Annotated in this window: 12 protein-coding genes; 10 read left to right on the top strand and 2 right to left on the bottom strand. The window is 44.9% G+C overall.

Annotation, left to right across the window (positions count from 1 at the left end; genetic code table 11):
- Nucleotides 1-88: 88 nt before the first annotated feature.
- Both rpoC and SFU91_07335 read left to right on the top strand, forming a co-directional pair.
- Nucleotides 89-4,594 (top strand): DNA-directed RNA polymerase subunit beta', encoded by a 4,506-nt coding sequence (rpoC, locus tag SFU91_07340; protein ID MDX2128834.1) that lies wholly within the window; start codon nucleotides 89-91, stop codon nucleotides 4,592-4,594.
- Between the two features lie 73 nt (nucleotides 4,595-4,667).
- Nucleotides 4,668-5,030 carry a response regulator gene (locus SFU91_07335; GenBank protein ID MDX2128833.1) on the top strand — a complete coding sequence of 121 codons (363 nt, stop codon included), beginning with the start codon at nucleotides 4,668-4,670 and terminating at the stop codon, nucleotides 5,028-5,030.
- Nucleotides 5,031-5,119: 89 nt separating this feature from the next.
- On the opposite strand, the gene SFU91_07330 is transcribed toward SFU91_07335, so the two are convergent.
- On the bottom strand, nucleotides 5,120-6,181 hold the full coding sequence (locus SFU91_07330; GenBank protein ID MDX2128832.1) for a 2-oxoacid:ferredoxin oxidoreductase subunit beta: 1,062 nt from the start codon (nucleotides 6,179-6,181) through the stop codon (nucleotides 5,120-5,122).
- A 1-nt stretch (nucleotide 6,182) separates the two neighbouring features.
- Nucleotides 6,183-8,054: a 2-oxoacid:acceptor oxidoreductase subunit alpha gene (locus tag SFU91_07325; GenBank protein MDX2128831.1), complete on the bottom strand. Its 1,872-nt coding sequence runs from the start codon at nucleotides 8,052-8,054 to the stop codon at nucleotides 6,183-6,185.
- Between the two features lie 352 nt (nucleotides 8,055-8,406).
- Between SFU91_07325 and thiL the strand changes: the two genes are divergently transcribed.
- From thiL to SFU91_07285, 8 genes are all read left to right on the top strand, one after another.
- Nucleotides 8,407-9,528 carry a thiamine-phosphate kinase gene (thiL, locus tag SFU91_07320; GenBank protein ID MDX2128830.1) on the top strand — a complete coding sequence of 374 codons (1,122 nt, stop codon included), beginning with the start codon at nucleotides 8,407-8,409 and terminating at the stop codon, nucleotides 9,526-9,528.
- Nucleotides 9,529-9,545: 17 nt separating this feature from the next.
- Nucleotides 9,546-10,358, top strand: coding sequence for a choice-of-anchor V domain-containing protein (locus SFU91_07315; GenBank protein ID MDX2128829.1), 813 nt, complete (start codon nucleotides 9,546-9,548; stop codon nucleotides 10,356-10,358).
- 35 nt (nucleotides 10,359-10,393) lie between these two features.
- Complete coding sequence (locus tag SFU91_07310; GenBank protein MDX2128828.1) at nucleotides 10,394-13,696, top strand: two-component regulator propeller domain-containing protein; 3,303 nt, start codon at nucleotides 10,394-10,396, stop codon at nucleotides 13,694-13,696.
- Nucleotides 13,697-13,725: 29 nt separating this feature from the next.
- Nucleotides 13,726-14,511 (top strand): response regulator, encoded by a 786-nt coding sequence (locus SFU91_07305; GenBank protein ID MDX2128827.1) that lies wholly within the window; start codon nucleotides 13,726-13,728, stop codon nucleotides 14,509-14,511.
- A gap of 141 nt (nucleotides 14,512-14,652) precedes the next feature.
- On the top strand, nucleotides 14,653-18,081 hold the full coding sequence (locus SFU91_07300) for an FG-GAP-like repeat-containing protein (protein MDX2128826.1): 3,429 nt from the start codon (nucleotides 14,653-14,655) through the stop codon (nucleotides 18,079-18,081).
- Nucleotides 18,082-18,322: 241 nt separating this feature from the next.
- Nucleotides 18,323-19,819 carry a T9SS type A sorting domain-containing protein gene (locus tag SFU91_07295; protein MDX2128825.1) on the top strand — a complete coding sequence of 499 codons (1,497 nt, stop codon included), beginning with the start codon at nucleotides 18,323-18,325 and terminating at the stop codon, nucleotides 19,817-19,819.
- Nucleotides 19,820-20,380: 561 nt separating this feature from the next.
- Nucleotides 20,381-23,578 (top strand): T9SS type A sorting domain-containing protein, encoded by a 3,198-nt coding sequence (locus tag SFU91_07290; GenBank protein ID MDX2128824.1) that lies wholly within the window; start codon nucleotides 20,381-20,383, stop codon nucleotides 23,576-23,578.
- Nucleotides 23,579-23,817: 239 nt separating this feature from the next.
- Nucleotides 23,818-24,546: an NHL repeat-containing protein gene (locus tag SFU91_07285; GenBank protein ID MDX2128823.1), complete on the top strand. Its 729-nt coding sequence runs from the start codon at nucleotides 23,818-23,820 to the stop codon at nucleotides 24,544-24,546.
- Nucleotides 24,547-24,723 lie beyond the last annotated feature (177 nt).

Genomic DNA, 24,723 nt, shown 5'->3' with positions numbered 1-24,723 from the left:
TTTCAACGCAGAGTTGATACATACAGAAGAACCAAGTTTATAACATCGAAACCGAGAATCAAACAGAGATTCTAAACGAGGAGCAAATATGGCACTTTTGACAAGTCCAGCTGTCGCGGCAAAACGCGATTTCTCTAAAATAAAAATTAGTATTGCTTCACCTGAGAGTATTCTTGCACGCTCTCGAGGAGAGGTATTAAAGCCTGAAACAATCAATTATCGTTCTTATAAGCCTGAACGAGATGGTTTAATGTGTGAAAAGATTTTTGGACCAACCAAAGATTGGGAATGTTATTGTGGAAAATACAAGCGTGTGCGGTACAAAGGGATTATTTGCGACCGTTGCGGGGTTGAAGTGACAACCAAAAATGTTCGTCGTGAACGAATGGGGCATATTTCGCTTGCGGTTCCGGTGGTTCATACTTGGTATTTCCGTTCGGTTCCGAGTAAGCTTGGTGCTTTATTAGACCTTCCGACGAAGGAACTTGAGCGAATCATTTATTATGAAGTTTATGTGATCATCAACCCCGGCGAGCCGGGGGAGAAGCAAGGCTTCAAGTTTATGGATCGCTTGACCGAAGAGCAGTTTTACACGGTTATCAGCGAGTACGAAGAAAACCAAGATCTCGATGATGATGATCCAAAGAAATTTGTCGCCAAGATGGGCGGTGAGGCGATAAAAGCTCTCCTTAAGAAAATGGATCTTCCGGCAGAAGCGAAGATTCTGCGAGAAGTCCTTCGTACATCAGGCTCTGAACAAAAAAGAGCAGATGCGTTAAAAAGGTTGAAAGTTATCGAAGCTTTCCGCAACAGTTTTATCACCATTAAGGAAACCAAGAAGAAAGAAGAATTTTCTCTTGAAGCTCCCGAGCCTTACCGATATGATGGAAATCGACCGGAATATATGGTTATGGATGTTGTGCCGGTAATTCCTCCGGAACTTCGACCGCTCGTTCCGCTTGAAGGAGGTCGTTTCGCAACCTCCGATCTGAATGATTTGTATCGCAGGGTGATTATTCGCAATAGCCGCTTGAAGAAACTTATTGATATTAAAGCGCCCGAAGTGATTTTGCGTAATGAAAAACGCATGCTTCAAGAAGCGGTTGATGCGCTATTAGATAATTCTCGTAAAGCCAATGCGGTGAAATCAGGTGAAAATAATCGCGCCCTGAAATCATTGTCGGATTCACTCAAAGGAAAAGCCGGACGATTCCGCCAAAATCTTTTGGGGAAGAGAGTCGATTACTCCGGTCGTTCAGTTATTGTGGTTGGACCGGAATTGAAGTTATATCAATGCGGCTTACCAAAAGAAATGGCAATTGAACTTTTCCAACCATTTGTGATTCGCAGATTGGTTGAGCGTGGAGTTGCTAAATCGGTGAAGTCTGCCAAGAAAATGATTGATCGTAAAGATCCCGCAATTTGGGATGTTTTAGAAAAGGTTATCGATGGACATCCGGTGCTCTTAAACCGTGCTCCAACCCTTCACCGTTTAGGTATTCAAGCCTTTCAACCGGTTTTGATTGAGGGAAAAGCCATTCAAATTCACCCGTTAGTTTGTACGGCATTCAATGCCGACTTTGACGGCGACCAAATGGCCGTGCATGTGCCGCTCTCGCAAGAAGCGCAAATGGAAGCAGCAATTCTGATGCTTTCTGCACATAACCTGATTCTACCTGCTTCCGGTAAGCCGGTTGTGGTTCCATCGCAGGATATGGTTTTAGGGATATACTACATGACCAAGCACAACGAAACGATTCCGCATCAAGGTAAAATTTTCTACTCTTCGGATGAAGTGGTGGTTGCTTACAATGAAGGCACAATCGACTTGCATTCACTTATTTTCATGAGGTACGAAGGCGCTCGTGAAGAAAAAAGCGTTACGGGCGAAAATGCTGTAAACTTTGTCTTTGGCAACAGCAAGGATAAAAAAGGCACACGCGACTGGATGCTTAAGCAAATTCAGGAAAAGAAATATATCGCGACAACTGTTGGGAGAGTTTTGTTCAATAAAATTCTTCCAACAGAGATTCCATTTATGAATAAAGTAATGGATAAAAAATCTGTTCGAGATCTGATCGGCCAAGTGATTTCAAAATGCGGCAGTGTGAGATCGGTTGTATTTCTTGACGATTTAAAATCCACTGGATTCAGTTATGCTATGCGTGGCGGGCTTTCAATTGGTCTATCAGATGCGATTATCCCGACCGAAAAATATGAAGAGGTTAAGAAGGCTCAAGAAAGAAATAATCAAATCTTGCGTCAGTACAATGCCGCGGCGATGACAGAAAACGAAAAGTATAACAACATCGTCGATGTTTGGCAGCGTTGCAACAATACGGTAGGGGAAAAATCTTATGAGGTTTTAAAGAAAGATCGCAACGGATTCAACCCGCTCTTTATGATGTTGGAATCCGGCGCACGCGGTTCGCGCGAGCAGGTTCGTCAGTTAACAGGGATGAGAGGGCTTATTGCCCGGCCGCAAAAATCAATGTCTGGTCAGCCGGGTGAAATTATCGAAAACCCGATTATCTCAAATCTCAAAGAAGGGTTGACGGTTTTGGAGTACTTTATTTCGACTCACGGTGCAAGAAAAGGTCTTTCTGATACATCGTTAAAAACGGCAGATGCAGGTTATCTCACCCGCCGGTTACACGATGTTGCGCAGGATGTGATTGTTAATGAAAAAGACTGCGGAACAACTCGCGGTATCACAATGACCCGCCCGACAGAAGAAGAAGCGCAAAGCAAAGTTAAATTCCACGAGCGGCTTAAAGGGAGAGTCACTGCGCGCGATGTGATCGATGTAAATTCGGGCGAAGTGGTTATTAAGGCCGGGGAACTCATTAATGAAGAAATGGCTGAAAGAGTCAATAATGTCAATGGAGTGACAGAAGTTGAAATCCGTTCAGTCCTAACTTGTGAAACACGAAGAGGAATTTGTGCGAAGTGTTACGGCGTCAATCTTGGAACGAATAAACTGGCGGAAATCGGTGATACTGTAGGCGTTATTGCGGCTCAATCAATCGGTGAACCCGGCACACAGTTGACCCTTCGTACCTTCCACGGTGGTGGTGCTGCTCAGGGTGGTGTTTCTGAAACAGAAATTATTACCAACTATGATGGGCGTTTGATTTTTGAAAATGTCAAGACGGTTGCCTCGGTTCAATATGATGATGCTGGTGATGAAGATATCAGCTTGTTGGCTGTTCGAAAGAGCGGGGTCATTAGTGTATATGATGAGAAAGCGGATAAAGTTGTAAAAAAATATCCGATTCCTTACGGTGCAAAACTTCTTTGCAAAGACAATCAGGTGGTAAAGAAAGGCGATGTGCTTTACAGTGTTGAGCCAAATAATATCCCTGTAATTGCTGAATACGAAGGTAAAGCCAAGTTTGTCGATATCGAAAGAGGGGTTACTTTCAAAGAAGAAACCGATACGCAAACTGGTGCGGTTGAACGCGTGATTGTGAACTGGCGTTCAAAGCTAAAAGCAAGTGATGTGAAAGAACCAAAGATTCAGGTTGTTGATGAAGATGGTGAAATTCGTGCGACATATCCAATCCCGATCAAAGGAACACTTGCAATTGAAGATGGCGATTCGATTGCTGTCGGTCAAATTATTGCAAAAGTTCCAAGAGATGCAGGTCGAGTGGGTGGCGATATCACAGCTGGCTTGCCTCGCGTGACGGAGTTATTTGAAGCGCGAAATCCAACTGATCCTGCTGTTGTTTCTGAAGTTGACGGAACCATTCGTATGGGCGGTACTAAGCGTAATAACAAACAGGTTTTTGTCGAATTCGAGTATGAAAACCGGGTAGAACGCAAAGAGTATCTTGTTCCGATTGGAAAGAGAATGTGGGTCAATGAAGGGGATGAGGTTAAAGCGGGAGACGCGCTAACAGACGGTGTGATTTCACCGGAAAAGATATTAGCCATTCAAGGTCCGAATGCGGTTCAACAATATTTGGTGAATGAAATTCAAAAGGTATATCAGCTTAATGCTGGGGTTGAAATCAACGACAAACATCTTGAAGTGATTGTCCGGCAAATGTTACAAAAAGTTCGGATTGAAGATGCAGGAGATACACTTTTACTTCCCGGTGATTTGGTTGACCGATTTGAAGTAAGAGATGAAAACCAAGAAGTCGAAAAAATGGTACGTGTCACTGACCGTGGAGACGCTCCGAGAAGCTTCAAGGATAATGAGCTTTACTCACGTGAAGAAGTGACGATGAAGAACAAAGAGCTAAAGAAAGAAGGCAAAAAGCAGATGACTTTTGAAAAAGCGAAGCCTGCAACTTGGTCTCATGTCCTTTTGGGTATTACAAGTGCGGCACTACAAACCGAAAGCTTTATTTCAGCGGCATCTTTCCAAGAAACAACTAAAGTTCTCACAGATGCCTCCGTTGAAGGTAAAGAAGATTACCTTAGAGGGTTGAAAGAGAATGTGATTGTTGGTAAATTGATACCAGCCGGTACAGGTTCTCGTCAATATTTGAGGATGAGACTTTCGACCGAAGAGCATTATGTAGAAGTTTCACGCTCACAACAGGCTTCAGGGGAAGAAGTTCCGAACGAACTTCCCGATTAATGAGCCAATTGTATTTTTTAAGGGGCGTTCAATATGAACGCCCTTTTTGTTTAATCATTGATAATGAATCGAGATGAAGAAAAATGGTATTCTAATTATCGATGATGAAGAAATGCTTCGTGTTTTAATGGCAGATTTTCTTGAAGCAGAAAATTATCAAGTTTTTTTAGCAGAAAGCGGAAAAAGAGGGGTTGAATTATTCAAGCAATATCAGGGAGAACTTCTTGCTGTTTTACTTGATAGTAATATGCCTGAAATGAATGGGGAGCAAACTTTGGATGAATTAAGAAAATTAGATGCTTCTATTCCAATTTTTTTTGCAACTGGTTTGATTAAAGCAGATTTATTCGAAAGGCTTAAGGCAAAAGGTATTAACGGGATTCTTAAGAAGCCGTATAATTTAGGTGAATTTATTGAGATGCTTGCCAAGCTTTAGTTCATTCGAATAAGTGAGGAAGTGAAAAGTGAAATAAGAAAGGGGCGTAATCATACGCCCCTTTTCTGTTTATAAAAAAATCCAATTGCCTACTCTATGACCCAAGTTTCTCTTCCTGAGAGAAGTTTATCCAATGAACCGGCTCCTTTAGTAGAAACGGCATTGTTTATTTGGTTCTGCATATCTTCTTCATACAATGCTCTTGGTTTTGCAAATAGAACCCCAAAAGGACGAGGAAGAAACCCTTCATCACCGGGCATATCAAAGAAGCGCGATAGAATTGCAGCTTTTGATTGATCGGTTTCGTCATGAATCCATAGGTCATTTTTAGAAAAACCGGAATCATTGAGATTCACAACCGTTGGCTTAATTCCATCTAAACGAATTCCAAATTCTCCTTTTGCACCAAAAACCAACGGTTTCCCTTGTTCCAAAAATATATCGTTGGTGGCTTTCTGCCCCTTATCGGTAAATGGTTCAAAAGCACCATCGTTGAAGATGACACAATTTTGATAGATTTCAACCATAGAAGTGCCGATATGCTCTTGGGCTCGTTTCAAAGTTTCGCGAAGATGTTTGACATCGCGATCAAGCGTTCGAGCGACAAATGAACCATCGGCGCCAAGCGCAAGTGACGCTGGATTGAGCGGATGATCGATTGCCCCGTAGGGTGTTGATTTAGTGACAATTCCCGCATGCGAAGTCGGTGAAAACTGCCCTTTTGTTAACCCATATATTTCATTGTTAAACAAGAGCAAATTTACATTCAGATTTCTGCGAAGCAATTGCACAAAGTGGTTGGCACCAATCGAAAGCGAATCGCCGTCGCCGGAAACAATCCAAACAGAAAGTTCAGGGCGAGACATTTTTAGACCCGAAGCAATTGCAGCTGCACGACCGTGAATGCTATGAACACCGAAGGTCTCCATATAGTACGGGAAGCGAGAGGAGCATCCGATTCCTGAAATGAAAACAAGATTCTCTCGAGGAATGCCAAATTCGGGAATGACTGCTTGAACTTGCTTAAGAATGGAATAGTCGCCGCAGCCCGGGCACCAGCGAATGTCTTGATCAGAAACAAGATCTTTGGATGTGTATAGTGGAATTGGCGATAATGCAATCGGCTCAGTTCCTTCAATTAATTCTGCCATTTTAGTTTTCCTTCGTTAAGAGTTCGTTGATTTTATTTTTCAATTCAGCCACAGTAAAGGGAAGACCCTGTACTTTATTGTATCCGATAGCCGGGACGAGATACTTCTCCCTTAAAACTTTAATGAGTTGCCCCGAATTCAATTCAGGAACAAGCACATAGCGGTATTGTGAAAGAATCTCACCCAATCCATTCGGCAACGGATTTAAGTGGCGCAAATGAAGATGTGAGACGAGATTTCCTTTTTCTTGCAATTCTGTCACTGCGGTTTTGATGGCACCATAGGTTGAACCCCAACCGACAACAAGGACTTTGCCCGAGTCAGCGCCGGAATCGAGCACAGCGTTTGGAATGGCGTCTGCAATTTTGGATACTTTTTCAGCGCGAAGGCGCGTCATCAGTTCGTGGTTTTCACCATCGTATGAAATATTCCCAGAAAGATGTTCTTTCTCTAAGCCACCCACACGATGTTCAAGACCTTTTGTTCCCGGAATTGCCCAAGGCCGTGCCAAGTTATCGTCTCGGCGATACGGTTGAAACTTCGGATCGTTTAGTTCTCGTGATTTCTCAAATGATACAGAAATGGGTGTTAGGGTTTCAGCTGTTGGAAAACGCCACGGCTCTGTGCTATTTGCGATATAACCATCGGTGAGGCAAATGACCGGAGTCATGAAATGAACGGCAAGTGAGGCCGCCTCATAAACGGCATGAAAGCAATCGGAAGGTGATTGCGCGGCGATTACCGGAATTGGCGACTCGCCGTGCCTGCCATAAAGTGCTGAAAGCAAATCGCTTTGCTCGGTTTTCGTTGGCAAGCCTGTTGAAGGGCCACCACGCTGAACATTGATGATAACAAGAGGTAACTCAAGGGAGACTGCGAGCCCCATTGCTTCTGCTTTCAAATCCATTCCGGGACCCGAAGTGGTAGTTACAGCCAAACTGCCGCCATAACTAGCACCAATTGCCGCACAAATGGCAGCAATTTCATCTTCAGCTTGAAAAGTGCGTACTCCAAAATTTTTATGCTTTGAGAGTTCGTGCAATATGTCGGACGCGGGTGTGATTGGGTAAGAGCCAAGGTAAAGGGGCAACCCTGATTTTTGAGACGCCGCGATTAAAGCGATTGCCGAAGCTTCATTGCCTGTGATATGTCTATAAGTTCCACTCGGAAGTTTCGCAGGCTTCACAACATATCGGGCTGAAAAAATTTCTAGCGTTGAAGCAAAATTAAATCCTGCATTAAGAACTTTAAGATTGGCGTCGGCAAGTTCCGGCTTCTTCTTAAACTTTTCTTTGATATTCTTAATTGAATTTTCAAGCGGGCGATTATAAAGCCAATAAATCATCCCGAGAACAAACATATTTTTGCTACGGTCGATTTCCTTGGTTCCCATCGCAGTACCTTCAAGGGCTAAGCGAGTGAGCTTTGAAACATCGACTTTATGAACTTCATATCCTGAAAGCGATTCATCATCAAGCGGATTAATTTTTAATCCTGCCAAATCAAGGCTTTTTTCATCAAAGCCTGAAGTGTTGGCAATTATCATTCCGCCCTTTTTGAGGCTTTTTAGATTGACACGTAGCGCAGCAACATTCATCACCACGAGCACATCGCATTGATCACCGGGAGTGTAAATGGGCTTGCTCCCAAAATGAATTTGAAAGCCTGAAACGCCCGGAAGTGTTCCGGCGGGTGCTCGAATTTCTGCTGGATAGTTTGGAAAAGTATTGATGTCGTTGCCTAATAAGGCAGAGGTTTCGCTGAATTGGGTGCCGGTGAGTTGCATTCCGTCGCCGGAGTCTCCGGCAAAGAGAATGGTTACTTCATCCCGCTCGATTAGCAATGGCTCGGCGGTGTGAACTGTCTCGTTCATATTTTTACTCCTTAACTTCAAAAAATTTTACTAAAAAAGAACGCTTAAAAGTGCCTTTAAATGTTAGGGTTACAAGGCCTAAAGAACCATTGCTTAACTAATTCAGCAAGGTTTCATATTTACGCTGTTATAAAACTACGCAAAGTTTATTCGATATTCTAACAAGGAGAAGTCTAGGGAAAAAATTAGGGAGAATGAATTAAATGTAGCAAAAAGGAAAATTGAAGAAAAACATAACTTATTAAACCTTGTTTGTAACCTATCTTTGCAAAGAGCGTGGGAATGAAGCGATTCTTTAACAACTTAAATCGCGCCACGGTACAACCTTTTCATAAAATTTTTACACGAATCAATGTCATTTACACGCATTTCAGAAATCGGAGAATTTGGATTAATCGGAAAGATTCACGATCAAATGAAAGCAACAGAGGCTTTAACGCCTCGTCTTACAAAGGGAATCGGCGATGACTGTGCCGTTGTTGCAATTACCGATGAACGGTCAATGGTGATTTCAACCGATTTATTGATTGAACAAATTCATTTTGATTTGCTAACGATTCCGATGGAGCATTTGGGTGCAAAGGCTCTTGGGGTGAATATATCCGATATATGCGCGATGAATGCCAAGCCACTTTATGCAACAATCTCGTTGGGACTTTCGGAGCGGCAATCGGTTGAGATGATTGAAGCATTTTATACCGGATTAAAAAATGCGGCAATGCAGTATGGGGTTTCGATTATCGGTGGCGATACCTCTGCATCGGTTTCGGGTATGGTGATTTCGATAACGGTTGTGGGAGAAGCAGCGCCAAAGAAATTATCCTATCGAAGCGGAGCGAAAGTGGGCGATCGGATTTTTGTGAGTGGCGATTTAGGTCGTTCTTATGCCGGGCTGAAAGTACTGATGCGGGAGCGAAAGCTGATGATGGAAGCTTATGAGGCGGGTGACGCGAGCGATGCGGAATCGCTTCGGGAATTATTGCCTGACTTAAAAGAATATCAATCGGCAATTCAAAAGCATTTGCTGCCGAAAGCACGGATTGATGTGGTGAAGCTCTTTGAAGAGCAAGGAATTATTCCGACAGCGATGATTGATGTCTCGGATGGGTTAGGTTCAGAACTAAAACATCTGACCCGAGAATCGGGCGTGGGCGCACTAATCGAGGAAACCAAGATTCCCATTCTTTCAGAAACAAGAGAAATTTCGGATGAATTTGAAGATGATGCGTCGGTTTATGCCTTGTTTGGAGGTGAAGACTATGAATTGCTTTTTACCGTAAACGAAACGGATGCAAAAAAACTTGAAGGGATAAAAGAGTTTGCAGAAATCGGATCAATTTATCCGAAAGATTTCGGTACAAAAATGACTGACATTTTTGGTGAGAGCGTGGATTTGATGCGCTCAAGCGGGTTTCAACATTTTAAGAACCCTGAAGACAGTGAAGCAGATGATGCTTTACCTGAAAACGAATAAACCAAAACAAAAGCGCGATGAAAGCAAAATTTACAACCATAATAATTGCTGCATTAATTATATCGACTACTTTTTTTGCGATTGACTCTTACACCTTCCCCACTGGAATTACCGGGAGAACGAATAAAGATGGCGGTGCGGGATGCAGCTGCCACAGTTCAACGCCGAACTCTTCCGTTCAAGTCAGTATTGATGGCCCTTCAACCCTTGCGCCCGGCGCCAGCGCGACATACACCGTTTCAATTTCCGGTGGACCCGCGGTAAAAGCTGGGGTCAATATTGCCGCTTCGAGTGGCGCACTCTTGCTGATTCAAAATCAAGGGCTTCAACTTTTGAGTGGAGAATTAACGCACTCTGCACCGAAAGATTTCGTGCAAGGAAGTGTGACATATAACTTTAATTATGTTGCTCCTTCACAGACGGGAACAGCGACGATTTTTGCAACCAGCAATAGTGTGAATGGGGCCGATGGCAATCAGGGCGATGCGTGGAATCATGCTCCTAATAAAGTGGTAACGATTTCTTCGACTTCGCGAGCAAGCGAAATAGAAAATCGTAGCAGTGGGTTTATACTTGAGCAAAATTATCCGAACCCATTTAATCCAACAACGATAATCCCGTTTACACTTCGTGAACAAGGAACAGTTGTATTGGAGATATTTGATATTACAGGGAAGAAAATTGCGACATTGGTTAATGAGCGAAGACCAGCCGGAAGATATGGTGTTCCATTTTCGGCAAGTGAGTATGGGCTTTCCAGCGGAAGCTATCTTTATCGATTGACGGTCAATGGGGCGCAAGAGGTTCGCCAATTGACTGTTCTGAAGTAACAAATCTTAAGTTCACCCATTGTTTATGGAGTAAAATGAAGGTTGTTTTGAGCAAAAAGGGCGCCGATAAAAGAGCAAGAAAAAGGTTCAAAAGAGGAATGCTTTTTTGGACCTTTTTTTTATTTCTTTTTACTTTTCTAATTCACTGTGGAAACCTTAAAGCGCAAGCAACTCTAAATATCAAAACGGAAAAGAAAGTAACTCAGTATTGGCATGAGTTTATTCGCTTAACCACTGAAAGCGGGCTTTCAAGCAACACCATAACTGCGATTGAACAGGATACCAAAGGGTTCATTTGGATTGGAACTGACAAAGGGCTTTGCCGCTATGATGGTAAAACCTTTACGCACTACCGAACTCAGCTAAGTGCAAAAGTTAAAACGGCTGAAGGATTCTCGCAGATTTATGCCGGAAAAAACGGAAGAATCTATTTTAGAACATCTCAGCAGGCGGGCTTTATCGACTATGGTTTACCGACTCCACACATCTTCACCGGCTTTAATGAAAAAGTATCTTACCTCACTTATTCCAATACAGGCAATAAAGAGACTCTTTTGCTTCTAAAAGCGCAAACCCTCTATAAGATTGAGATAGGAGGAACTGAGTACATCATAGAAGATTCATTAAGGATGGAATTCGATGAAAACGACAAACCCATTTTTACAGCAAATCAGAGTGGTGAATTTTGGGTCATTCACCGGGGGAATGTTGAACGGGTTGACTGGGCGAATCATCGGTTACAAGTGGTAAAGAAACTACCGAAAGAATCGCCAAGTGTTTTTACGGCGCTTGTTGATTCAAAAGGTTGGTTGTGGCTGGGCGGATGGATTCAAGAAAACAGTACGAATCTTCTGGTGATGCCAACCGTCGGAGAAAAGGCTTTTACATTTTTTCACCCTCTTGAAGAACTTGATAAAAGCCCCGAGAAAAAACGGTTGATGATGGAAGGAATCAACTATCTCTCTGAAACTGAGGCCGGAGATATTTGGATAGGAACGCGGCGAGATGGTGCTTACTGCATCAAAAGAAATGCGCCTGAAAAAGAACTTTTGCATTTTGTATATGAACCCAATGAGCCGAAAGGATTGAGTGGGAATCGTGTTACTGCGGTCAAAGTGGATGAACGCGGAGGGCTTTGGATTGGACTGGAATCTTTTGGAATCAATTTTCTTCCGATTCAGCATAAACCCTTTTCACTATTAAGACAATATCCTCTCAAAAAAAATTCTCTTTCGAATAATTACATCCGCTCAATTTATCGAGCTCGCTCGGGAGAGCTTTGGGTATGCACGCAATTTGGAGGGGTAAATCGGGTGTCGCTTCGTGATGAGCGGGTTTGGCATTACAACCAAACGGGTAAGCTTATCAATGTTTGGGCGATTGAAGAAAGGGAAGATGGAAAGCTCATTGCCGGATTCAATGGACCGTTAAGCGGTTTGTATTTAATCGATCCAAAAAGAGATACGAGCGATTCTCAGTTTAAGAAAATCGCGAATCTTGAAAGAACTTATGTAATTCAAGCACTTGGAGATACTCAATTTCTCATTGGTGGAGAAGGACTTTGGCTTTTGAAAAGCGAAGAAGGAAAACCCTCGGTGCTTCAAAAATTTGGCGAGAGTCATTTGATAAAAATGGGGCTTATCAATGATGTGTTTATTGAAACGAAAGATTCAATTTGGGTGGCCGCTGAAGAAGGCTTGTTTCTCTTTGATCGAAAGGGAAATATAGTTCAACAATGGCATGAGGCGTTTGACGGTAACGAGAAACAAGCAATAAATAACATTTGTGGAATATTAGTGACCCAAAATGGTGAGAGGTGGTTTACTTCAAAGGGAAATGGGATTCTGAAACTTGAAGGCAATCAACTCTTTCCCAGTTCGTATTTCTTTAAAGAAAGTCATCAAACATTTGAGACGCCCTCAATGCAGTGTTACGGCATTTTGGAAGATAAGAACGGGTGGCTCTGGGTGAGTTCCGATGGAGGGATATTTTCTTTTAACCCGAGGAGTAAAGAGAAAAATGTCTCTGTGCGCCAATATCAATTGAGAGATGGGTTACAAGGGCACGAATTTAACCGAAGAGCATTTCATAAAGATGCGGAGGGGCGATTGTACTTTGGTGGAACGAATGGGCTCAATTATTTTTTTCCAGAGCAAATTGAACGAGATTCGCTCCGGTTTCGAGTTGCGATTGGTGGAATGAAGCTTTTTGAAAAGGAGCTTGATTTTTCGGGTGACCGTAACTTGAATTTTGATTTTGATGAAAATTATCTCTCGCTTTCACTTTCTGAGTTTTCCTTTCAACCCCTTTCATCAATAAAATTCTATTACAGCGTAAATGGAAATCTGTTGCGAGAGACCAATGGAAATACTCTTTCGTTTCTCTCACTTGAACCCGGATATTACGACATAAAAGTAAAGGGGATTAGTCTTGAGGGAATTGAAAGTTGCAACGAAGCAAGATTGCAATTCGCGATTCACCCCCCCATTTACAAGACGGTGTGGGCGTATGCGCTTTATGCCATTTTACTTGGGCTTGGCATTTTGCTCTTTATTCAGTTTCGGATACGAAGAATTCAACAAGAGAATGAGCGGCTTGAACGGTTGGTTGCTGTTCGAACGAAAGACTTGGTTGAAGCGAATTCATTTAAGGCACGGTTGATGGAAATCGCAGCTCACGATTTACGAAATCCACTTCAAAGTATTTTTGGATTTGCGAGGCTCATCAGCGAAACCGATGAAGTGAGTGAAACAAAATCATTTGCCAAAAACATTGAAAAGAGTTCAAAGCAAATGGTGGGGCTTGTTGAAGAATTGCTTGAAAGGAATGAGGCGAGAGAACTATCGGTAAAGCTTAATCCCGTCAGTTTAGATCACATCGTTAAAGAAGCAGTTGAAAAATGGCAGGGTTCGGCAAATGTTAAAAGGCAAAGGCTTGAGTTTTATTCGAAAGATGGTGTTGAAGGAGAAGCGCTGCTTGATGAAAGCAAAACATTTCAAGTGTTAGATAACCTCATTTCCAACGCCATAAAGTACACTGAACCGGGAGGGACAATTCAAGTGAAAGTGAATCGAACGAAAACGGCTTGGTTTGTGCGTGTGGAGGATAATGGACAGGGACTCAGCGAGGAAGACCGACATCGGTTGTTTCAGAAAGGGCAGGCGTTAAGCTCAAGGCCAACCAATGGGGAGGAATCGCACGGCATTGGACTTTCGATTGCGAAGGAATTGGTGCTAAGACAAGGCGGGAAAATTTGGGCAGAGTCGGAAGGAAAAGGAAAAGGTACAGCATTTATTATTTCTTTTCCCCTTAAAGATGGTTTAGCGGGAGTTGATTAAATTCAAGAAACCATTAGCAACGCAGTTCGATGACGCAATTTTCCGATCATGACGCTCCGATTTTTCTCATCGCGGAAGATCATCAGGAAACACGGAATCTTTACCGTAGCACATTGAAAAAAGTTGGAAGTATTATTGAATGCAAATCTGGTAAAGAAGCCCTTCAAAAAATTGCGGAAGAACTCCCGGATATTGTGATAAGTGATGTGGATATGCCGGGTCTCGATGGCTTTGAGCTTTGTCGCACCCTTAAATCCAACGAACTGACCAATCATATTCCCGTCATTTTGCTTACCGGTAGCAAAACCACGGTAAGTCAGCGGATTGAAGGCATTGAACTGGGTGCTGATGACTATTTGCTTAAACCCTGCGACCCGCTTGAACTTCGCGCTCGTGCCTTGAATCTCATTGAGCAGCGAAAGCGGCTATTGGAAAAATTCAGTCAAGTGGTTCGGCTTTCGTGGGAACAGACTTCCGAGCAACATGCCCGATCTGCCGATGAACAATTTCTTCAAAGAATCCTAGCACTTTTTATCAAGCACATGCATGATGAAACGTTTCAAGTAGAGGATTTGGCTGAAAAGGCAGGCTATTCGCGCTCGCAACTGCATCGCAAATTCAAAGCCATTACCGGAAAAAGCGCTTCTCAGTTTCTACAAGAATTAAGGCTGAACCGAGCAAAAGACTTGCTCAAATCGGGTCGGTTTAATGTCTCTGAAGTGTCTTTTCAGGTCGGCTACTCAAACCTCAGTTATTTTTCAAAAGTCTTCAAAGAAACCTTTGGAATGCTTCCATCCGACATCACGACAAAATAAATCGTCGATTCGGTTTTATTTACTTCCTCCCAATATCGTCCTAAATGCAACACCTGTGTTAAAGAATGCAACACAAGCGTTAAAGCGTGCTTTTAGGCTTGGGTAAATTGGAATAATGAAAACAATCCAAAGCCAAAGCCAATGAATAAATTTTTAGTGTCTGCTGCCAAATATCTGCTTCTCTATCTTTTTCTGATTTTAATAAACCGAAATAGCATTGCGCAAAGTTTTTCTGCGCCAACGACCGTGAGTGTAGGAACATCTCCTCGAGACCTTGTGGTGGCAGATGTAAATTTGGACGGACGCCCCGATTTGCTAACTGCCGATAATGGATCCAACTCTGTATCGGTGAGACTTGGTAATGGGGCAGGTGGTTTTAGCGGAACGACCAGCGTTGCGGTTGACGGGCCTCCTAACAACTTGTTTATCGCTGATGTCAATAACGACGGCAGACCCGATTTAGTAACCTCCAATGGTGGCACTATAAATAATAGTTTATCGATTCGCTTGGGCGATGGGACAGGCAGTTTTACAGGAACTTCGGTTGTGTTACTTCCTCTTAATTTGGTAGGCGCATTTGGTGTCTTTGTGGCAGATATTGATTTAGACGGGCGGCAAGATTACTTGGTAGGCAATAGCAACTCAGTTTATTTCGCTCGTGGAAACGGAACGGGGGGAGTAACTGATACAACTCGAATCGATATTGCATCACAGCCCCGTCAGGTAGCGGTTGGTGATATTAATAAAGACGGAAAACCTGATTTTGTTGCAGCAGCGGCGGGCACAAATGTGGTTTCAGCAAGGGTTGGCGATGGATTAGGAGGATTTTCATTTGTTGATTTTGAAAATTGGAACATCGGCGGAGCCACATTGCCTTGGTCAGTCATATTAAGAGACGTGAATCGGGATGGGAATTTAGATTTCATAACCGCAAACCGCACTTCAAATGATGTCACGGTTCGATTCGGTTTGGGAGACGGAAAATTTTCAACGGTTTCAGTTTCTCGTTACAGCGTTGGTGGAGGTGCGACTCGGGTTGATGCCTCTGACCTTGATCTCGATGGGAACATCGATATTGTTTCAGCGAACAGAACAGGGAATTCAATTTCTATTTTAAGAGGAGTCGGAAGTGGAAGTTTCGGGACGGCGACGAACATTAGTGTCGGGAATAGCCCCGAAAGCATTGTTGCGTCTGATGTAAACCAAGATGGCAAGCCTGATTTGCTCGTTGCCAATTCAGCCGATAATACAGTATCAGTTTTATTAAATACGACAACAATTACCTTAAACCCGTTTGGCGCAGCTTATGGTGTAAGTGTAGGTTCAACACCAAATCGAATATTTGTCGCAGATGTAAATTTGGATGGTAAGCCTGATATACTTACTGCGGGCCGATTCGCCAATACTGTTTCTGTACGACTTGGAGATGGAATAGGTGGTTTTACAGGAACAACCGAAATAAGCGTCGGTGATCAACCTTTTGGATTATTTGTTGCAGATGTGAATTTAGATGGTAAGCCGGATATTCTTACAGCAAATCAAAATGCGGCTACGGTTTCGGTTCGTCTTGGAGACGGGTCCGGTAATTTTTCTGGGACAACTGAGATTTCAGTTGGTAGCAACCCTGCTTCGGTTTTTGTTTCTGATGTAAACCAAGATGGGAAACCTGATTTTGTAACTGCTAATTTTTCTGGAACACTGTCTGTTCGACTTGGAGATGGGGCGGGTGGTTTTTCGGGTGGTTCTAATTTCTCGCCCGGCGGCAGTCCGCGAAATGTTTTTATTGCAGATCTTAATAATGATTCCAGACCTGATGTCATTAGTGCATCCGGTGGAGCAAATGCTGCTATTGTTAGAATTGGAAATGGAACAGGTAGTTTTCCAACAGGGTCAACTATTTCTGCGGGTATCTTTACCATTAGCGTGTTTTCTAAGGATATTAATAATGACGGAAATCCCGACATTATTGCATCCAATAATAATAGTGCCAATGTTTCTGTCGCATTAGCAACAGGAGGTGGGGCTTTTTCAACAGCTACAAATTATGCCGTTGGCACACAACCTTCCAGCGTTTTTATTGCGGATCTTAATCTTGATGGTAAGCAAGATTTTGTTACTGGAAACAATGGAAGTAACTCGGTGTCGTTTCGTTTAGGTGATGGATTAGGTGGTTTTTCAAGTCTAAGTTCAATTTCAGTTGGTACAAATCCTCTAAGTGTCTTTGTTGCTGATGTAAACTTAGATGGAAAGCCAGACATTTTAACTGCTGACTTTAATAGCAATAGGGTTTCAGTCATCTTAAACGACCAAATCCCAAATTACTCAGGTGCACCATCAGGTATTTCAGCCATCACTTACAACAATGTCACTTTCACCGCCGGCACTTTGCCACTGTCAACATCTTTTGGCGTTAATGCAACACTCACGCTAAACGGCAATGTTGAACTCAATGGAAATACAATAACCGTCAATAACACAGCCACTGGAGCAGTTGCAGGCACAGGAAGACTTTTCGGCACAGGCTCTTTGGTGCGTGCCTTCAATGGTGATGTGTCGTACAGCTTTCCATTTTTAGAAGGAAGCGATAACCGCTCGGCAACAGTGGCATTTACAAGCGGCACAGGCTCGGGTACGCTAAGCTTTTCCTTTTTTCCTGACCCGCCGGGAATTACAGGCCTTCCACTTACGCTCATTTCACAGCCCGTGAACACCGTTGCGCCGTTTTACTGGCGAATCACTTCCACAGGCTCGCCCGGAACATACACTCTCACCTTAAACGGTGCCAATATGCTTGGCGTAACGAATCTCAGCACACTTCGCATTGCGAAGCGGGCTGTATCAGGTTCGTGGAGCGATGCGGGAATCGGGACGGGGGTTTCGAATACTGGCACTACAAGCGCGCCGGTTCTTTCGCAAAGCGGGATGACGGGGTTTGGAGAATTCGCGATTTCGGGCGATGGCGTAGATAATCCACTTCCTGTGGAACTGCAATCATTTACGGCGCGGTCAACGGGCGACGGTGCAAAACTTGAATGGCGAACGGCCTCGGAGTTTGAGAACGCCGGCTTTTTGATTTACAGAGATGGCAATCCAATCGCATCGTTTTCAACCACCGCAAGCTTAAAAGGAAAGGGAACCACGAGCGTTGCGCAATCCTACAGTTATGTGGATTCCACAGCAGTGTATGGGAAAACCTATCGTTATCAATTGAAGGATGTGAGTTTCTCGGGAAGAGTGACGGAGCATCCACCGATAACCCTTGAAATGACGGTGAAGCGAACGCCGAGAGCCTATGCATTGCTTCAAAACTATCCGAATCCATTTAATCCAAGTACACGCATCGGCTACCAAATTCCTGCTGCAAGTTTGGTTAGTTTAACGGTGTATGATGTGCTGGGTCGAGTGGTTCAAGAGTTGGTGAATGCCAATCAAGACGCAGGCGTGTATGAAGTGTCCTTTAATGCAAGCGGCATTGCAAGTGGGGTTTATTACTACCGTATGGAAGTACGCTCAACTGGCTTGCAAACCGTTAACTTCAAGCAAACAAAGAAGATGGTGCTGGTGAAGTAAATCATTTAAGATTATTTTATTTAACAAAGGATTAGGGGAAGGGCGCTTTGAGTTAATCAGAGCGCCTTTTTGCTTTCTAATCTCAGAAATTATTCAAACTTGACTTTCAAAGAGCGCTTTCTGGTAAAATCCAAATTGGTTAACTTAAGATGTTAACTTTAAGGAATTCCTCCGCTAATCGAGGCAAAGCGAAGTAATTCCAACAGATAACCTTTAGAAAGCCTCCGATAAATTCATAGTAATGAAAATAATACTGTTCATTTCCGCACTGCTTTTATTAGCAATCAGGGCAACAGCGCAATTCATTAGCGGACAAGCGGCGAATGTTGTTTTGGGGCAACCAAATTTTTCAACCGGGGGTATAAAACCTTTCGATAGCACTAATTTTGGGGGCCCAAGGGGAATTGCCATTGACCCAGCGTCGGGTAAGCTCTTTGTTGCAACCGGACATCGCATCTTGCGTTTTTCAAGTCAGGCAGCGATGATTAGCGGCAGTTCAGCAGAAGCGGTATTTGGACAACCCAATTTTTTGGTTGATGTCTCAGGCTTTACTGCAAGCAAGATGTCGGTACCGTACGGTGTCGCGGTCGATCGATTTGGAAATTTGTATGTTGCTGACTCAGAAAACCACCGCGTCTTGCGTTTTATGAATGCAGCAACTGCACCGAGCGGTTCAGCTGCGGTAATCGCTTTTGGGCAACCCAACTTGACCAGTCGAATCTCAAACAATGGAGGTCTCTCGGCAAGTTCAATGTCGTTTCCAACAGGTGTTGTGGTTGACAGTTTAGGGAATTTATATGTTTGTGATTCAGAAAATAATCGTGTGTTGCGCTTTGCGAATGCAGCAACGGCAGTAACAGGCGCGGCGGCAAGTGTTGCGCTTGGCCAACCGAACCTCACAAGCGGCACAGCAAACAACGGCGGTCTTTCAGCAAGCACCTTAAGTCAACCTTACAGTGTTGCAGTGGACGGGTCAGGTAATTTGTATGTTGTTGACTCGGGTAATAGCCGCGTCTTGCGTTTTGCCAATGCTGCTTCAGTATCAACAGGTGCAGCGGCATCTATCGCTCTCGGACAACCCGACTTTTTTAGCGGCTCTTTTAACAACAATCTCACTTCTCCAACGGCAAACACGATGAGTTATCCTTTCGGTGTAGCAGTTAACAGTTCAGGGAATTTATATGTTGGTGATTCAGAAAATAACCGCGTTTTGCTTTTTGTGAATGCAGCAACGGCAGTAACAGGCGCGGCGGCAAGTATTGCGCTTGGCCAACCGAACCTCACAAGCGGCACAGCAAACAACGGCGGTCTTTCAGCAAGCACAATGAATATTCCATACGGAGTTGCTCTTGACCCATCGGGCAATCTGTATGTGGCTGACCAAAATAACAATCGTGTCTTACGGTTTAATAACTCCATCAGCAATATCAGAGAAAATCAAAAAGGTTCACCTCAAACCTATGCCCTTCATCATAACTACCCCAATCCATTCAACCCAAGCACCACAATTGGCTACCAACTTCCGGTGACAGGCGATGTGAGTCTCAAGGTCTATGATGTGTTGGGAAGAGAGGTGGCAACGCTGGTGAACGCAAGCCAAGCGGCGGGGAGCTATCAAGCCAATTTCAATGCAAGCAATGTGTCAAGCGGGGTGTATTTCTACCGGCTTGAAGTAAGCTCGGCAAGCTCGCAGGGGAATTTATTTGTGCAAACAAAGAAGATGGTGCTGGTGAAGTAAACTAATAGGGAGTTACAATTTTTTCAGAAGCCTCGGCGATAGTCGGGGCTTTTTTTCAAGTCACAAAAAATAAAGTAAACCCTGCTCTTTAAGCGAACTTGAGAACCAAACCGGATTATATTTTTCTTCAGAGATGACATTATTCCTCAAATGATGTTTATATTAGAACAGTTGTTAACAATACTGCCTGCTTCACTGAGTGTTAACTCAACCTACATTTCTTTTTTCTACTCATCACATACTCAACATTTCATTAAGAGATTAATCGCTCTTCTATCGTTGTATTTCTGATATTTGAGTTCTGCTATTTATCACTCAAAATCCACGGCTGATATTTCTTTTCTAAAAAAATAATTGCTGAAAACATTGGCGCGATTAGTGATTAGCGTGCGCCGTTTGAAATATCCTTTTTGGACTTTCTTGTGTTTTTCAAGAGAGATTGATTCAATCAACTGAAGTGATTTTTCAAGATTCTTATTCGGATAATTTTGCGCTGTTAGAGGTAATTCAGTGCAATAGACCTATTACTTATTAATTAAAGCCTCCAAATATTTATTGTTCATGAAAATAGTCGTATTCATTGTATCTCTGCATTTAGGGGTCTCGTCTGCTCTCGCTCAATTTACCACCGGACAGGCGGCAAATGTCGTCTTGGGGCAAGGCGGCTTTACAGCAGGCAGTACAAACGGTCTTGACGGCGCGGGCTTTATCTCACCAAGCGGCGTAGCAGTCGACTCTGTTTCGGGTAAAGTCTTTGTGGCTGACGCAGGCAACCACCGCGTTTTGCGCTTTACCAGCGCGGCGGCAATGATGACCGGTAGCGCGGCGGAAGCGGTTTTCGGTCAACCCAATTTGTTTAGTAATACGCCAAACAACGGCGGGCTCTCGGCTAGCACAATGTCTAATCCATCCGGCGTGGCGGTCGACGGGTCGGGCAACTTGTATGTGGCCGACCAAAATAACCACCGCGTTTTGCGTTTTGCGAGTGCGGCAACGGCGTTAACGGGCGCGGCGGCAACGGTCGCACTCGGACAACCCGACTTTGTGAGCGCCATAGCAAACAACGGCGGTCTCTCTGCAAGCACAATGTCTAATCCATTCGGCGTGGCGGTCGATGGGTCGGGTAACTTGTATGTGGCTGACTTAAGCAACAGCCGCGTTTTGCGTTTTGCGAGTGCATCAACGGCACTAACGGGCGCGGCGGCAACGGTTGCACTCGGACAACCCAACCTCACAAGCGGCACAGCAAACAACGGCGGACGCTCGGCAAGCACAATGAATATTCCAAGCGGCGTGGCGGTCGACGGGTCGGGCAACTTGTATGTGGCTGACAGAGGCAACAACCGCGTTTTGCGATTTGCGAGTGCGGCAACGGCGTTAACGGGCGCGGCGGCAAATGTCGTCTTGGGGCAAGGCGTCTTTACAGCAGGCGTGGCAAACCTTCTTGACGGCGCGGGCTTTAGCGCCCCAAGCGGCGTAGCGGTTGACCCTGTTTCGGGCAAAATCTTTGTGGCTGACGCAGGCAACCACCGCGTTTTGCGCTTTACCAGCGCGGCGGCAATGGTGACCGGTAGTGCGGCTGAAGCGGCGTTTGGACAACCCGATTTGTTCAGCAACACAGCAAACAACGGCGGTCTCTCGGCAAGCACAATGAGTATTCCATCCGGCGTGGCGGTCGACGGGTCGGGCAATTTGTATGTGGCTGACTATAACAACCACCGCGTTTTGCGTTTTGCGAGTGCGGCAACGGCGTTAACGGGCGCGGCGGCAGCCGTTGCGCTCGGACAACCCGACCTTGTGAGCGGCACAGCAAACAACGGCGGTCTCTCGGCAAGCACAATGAATTTTCCATATGGCGTAGCGGTTGACGGGTCGGGCAATTTGTATGTGGCTGACTTTAGCAACAACCGCGTTTTGCGTTTTGCGAGTGCGGCAACGGCGCTAACGAGCGCGGCGGCAACGGTTGCACTCGGACAACCCAACCTCACAAGCGGCACAGCAAACAACGGCGGTCTCTCGGCAAGCACGATGAGTAGTCCATCCGGCGTGGCGGTCGACGGGTCGGGCAATTTGTATGTGGCTGACAGAGGCAACAACCGCGTTTTGCGTTTTGCGAGTGCGGCAACGGCGTTAACGGGCGCGGCGGCAGCCGTTGCGCTCGGACAACCCGACCTTGTGAGCGGCACAGCAAACAACGGCGGTCTCTCGGCAAGTACAATGCGTTTTCCACACGGCGTGGCGGTCGACGGGTCGAGCAATTTGTATGTGGCTGACCAAAACAACCACCGCGTTTTGCGTTTTGCGAGTGCATCGACGGCGCTAACGGGCGCGGCGGCAACGGTTGCACTCGGACAACCCAACCTCACAAGCGGCACAGCAAACAACGGAGGTCGCTCGGCAAGCACAATGAATGGTCCATACGGCGTGGCGGTCGACGTGTCGGGCAACTTGTATGTGGCTGACTTTAGCAACCACCGCGTTTTGCGGTTTAATAATATCACTGATTACACCGGCTCTCCTTCAAGCATCACTCCCGGTTCATTTAATAATGTTACGTTTACGATGAATGGGTTATTGAGCGCTGGAATTACCGTGAATGGTACATTAACATTAGAGCCGGGAATTTCGGTTGATCTGAATTCGAATACCATTCAAATCGTTAATCCCGCGGCAAGCGCCATTTTAGGAAGCGGTTCGGTTTCGGGTAGTGGATCGCTCATCCGAGCATTCAATGGGGACAATACTTACAGTTTTCCTTATTTGAATGGCAGTGATAATCGCTCAGCATCCGTGGCCTTTACTTCGGGGACAGGTTCAGGTACACTCAGTTTTTCATATTTCAATTTTTCTGCCGGCATAACCGGTTTACCTCTAACGCTGGTTGGACAAGAAGTGTCCACCGTTGCTCCGTTTTATTGGCAAATCACCTCAAGCGGTTCACCCGGTACTTACACCCTCACACTAAATAGCAACAATATGTTGGGAGTTACAAACCTCAGTACCTTAAGAATTGCGAAGAGACTGGTTTCGGGATCGTGGAGTGATGTCGGTATCGGAACAGGTGTTGCTAATTCAGGAACAGTTCTTTCTCCCATCCTAACGCAAATCGGAATGACGGGCTTCGGAGAATTTGCAATTTCAGGAAATGTGGTTGATAATCCTCTACCGGTTGAACTCTTATCCTTCAAAGCAAAAGCAACCGGAGACGGAGCAAAATTGGAGTGGAAAACGGCATCAGAATTTGAAAACACGGGATATTCGATCTACCGCGATGAGATTCTTTTGGCTTCATTCTCAACACATTCTTCACTCAAAGGAAAAGGAACAACTACAAATGCCGGTGAATACACTTTTATTGATTCTACGGCAGTCTATGAAAAAACATATCGATATCAATTGAAGGATGTAAGCTTTTCGGGAAGGGTGACAGCGCACGAACCCGTTACATTAAAGATAGATGTTATGCCGAGGCCAAAAGTTTACGCTTTGGGTCAAAACTACCCCAACCCGTTCAACCCAAGCACAACGATTGGCTACCAACTTCCGGTGGCAGGCGCAGTGAGCCTCAAGGTCTATGATGTGTTGGGAAGAGAGGTGTCAACGCTTGTGAACGCAAGCCAAGCCGCAGGAAGCTATCAAGCCAATTTTAATGCAAGCAATGTATCAAGCGGGATTTATTTCTACCGGCTTGAAGTAAGCTCGGCAAGCTCGCAGGTGAATTTATTTGTGCAGACAAAGAAGATGGTGCTGGTGAAGTAAATCTTTGGTTAAGGGTGTTTTAAAGTATGTTTTAAGCAAAGACAAAGCGAGTCTTAGAGAGGGTCATTATGACTCGATACAAATCGTGTTTTTTGAAGATTAAATTTTCAAAATGGAAAAACACAAATAGAGATTTTAGATTAATTGGGTTATTGTTTGAGTAATTCATTAATCTCGAAGGAATATCTAATCAAATACAACCGTACGTTCATCTTTAAATAAACTTAAACTACTTGAGTATGAAAAAAATGTTATTGATTTCATTACTGCTTTTCATCGCAGAAAATGCAGCCGCGCAATTTACAACCGGACAGGCGGCAAATGTTGTCTTGGGACAAGGCGGCTTTACAGCAGGCGTGACAAACGGTCTTGACGGCGCGGGCTTTAACTTACCAAGCGGCGTAGCGGTCGACCCTGTTTCGGGCAAAGTCTTTGTGGCTGACCAAAGTAACCACCGCGTTTTGCGCTTTACGAGCGCGGCGGCAATGATGACCGGTAGCGCGGCGGAAGCGGCGTTTGGACAACCCGATTTGTTCAGCAACACAGCAAACAACGGCGGTCTCTCTGCAAGCACAATGAATGCTCCATCCGGCGTGGCGGTCGACGGGTCGGGTAACTTGTATGTGGCTGACCAAAACAACCACCGCGTTTTGCGCTTTGCGAATGCGGCAACGGCGCTAACGGGCGCGGCGGCAACGGTTGCGCTCGGACAACCCAACCTCACAAGCGGCACGGCTAACAACGGCGGTCGCTCGGCAAGCTCAATGAATTTTCCAATCGGCGTGGCGGTCGATGGGTCGGGCAACTTGTATGTGGCTGACGCAAACAACCACCGCGTTCTGCGTTTTGCGAGTGCGGCAACGGCGCTAACGGGCGCGGTGGCAACGTTTGCGCTCGGACAACCCGACCTTGTGAGCGGCACATCAAACAACGTCGGTCTCTCGGCAAGCACGATGATTCTTCCATAAGGCGTGGCGGTCGACGGGGCGGGCAACTTGTATGTGGCTGACGAAAACAACCACCGCGTTCTGCGATTTGCGAGTGCGGCAACGGCGCTAACGGGCGCGGCGGCAACGGTTGCGCTCGGACAACCCAACCTCACAAGCGGCACGGCTAACAACGGCGGTCGCTCGGCAAGCTCAATG

The organism is Chloroherpetonaceae bacterium (genome assembly GCA_033763895.1).
Lineage (GTDB): Bacteria > Bacteroidota > Chlorobiia > Chlorobiales > Thermochlorobacteraceae > JANRJQ01.
The sequence above is the reverse complement of the archived record's forward strand: the minus strand, read 5'-3'. Positions and strand labels throughout refer to the sequence as shown.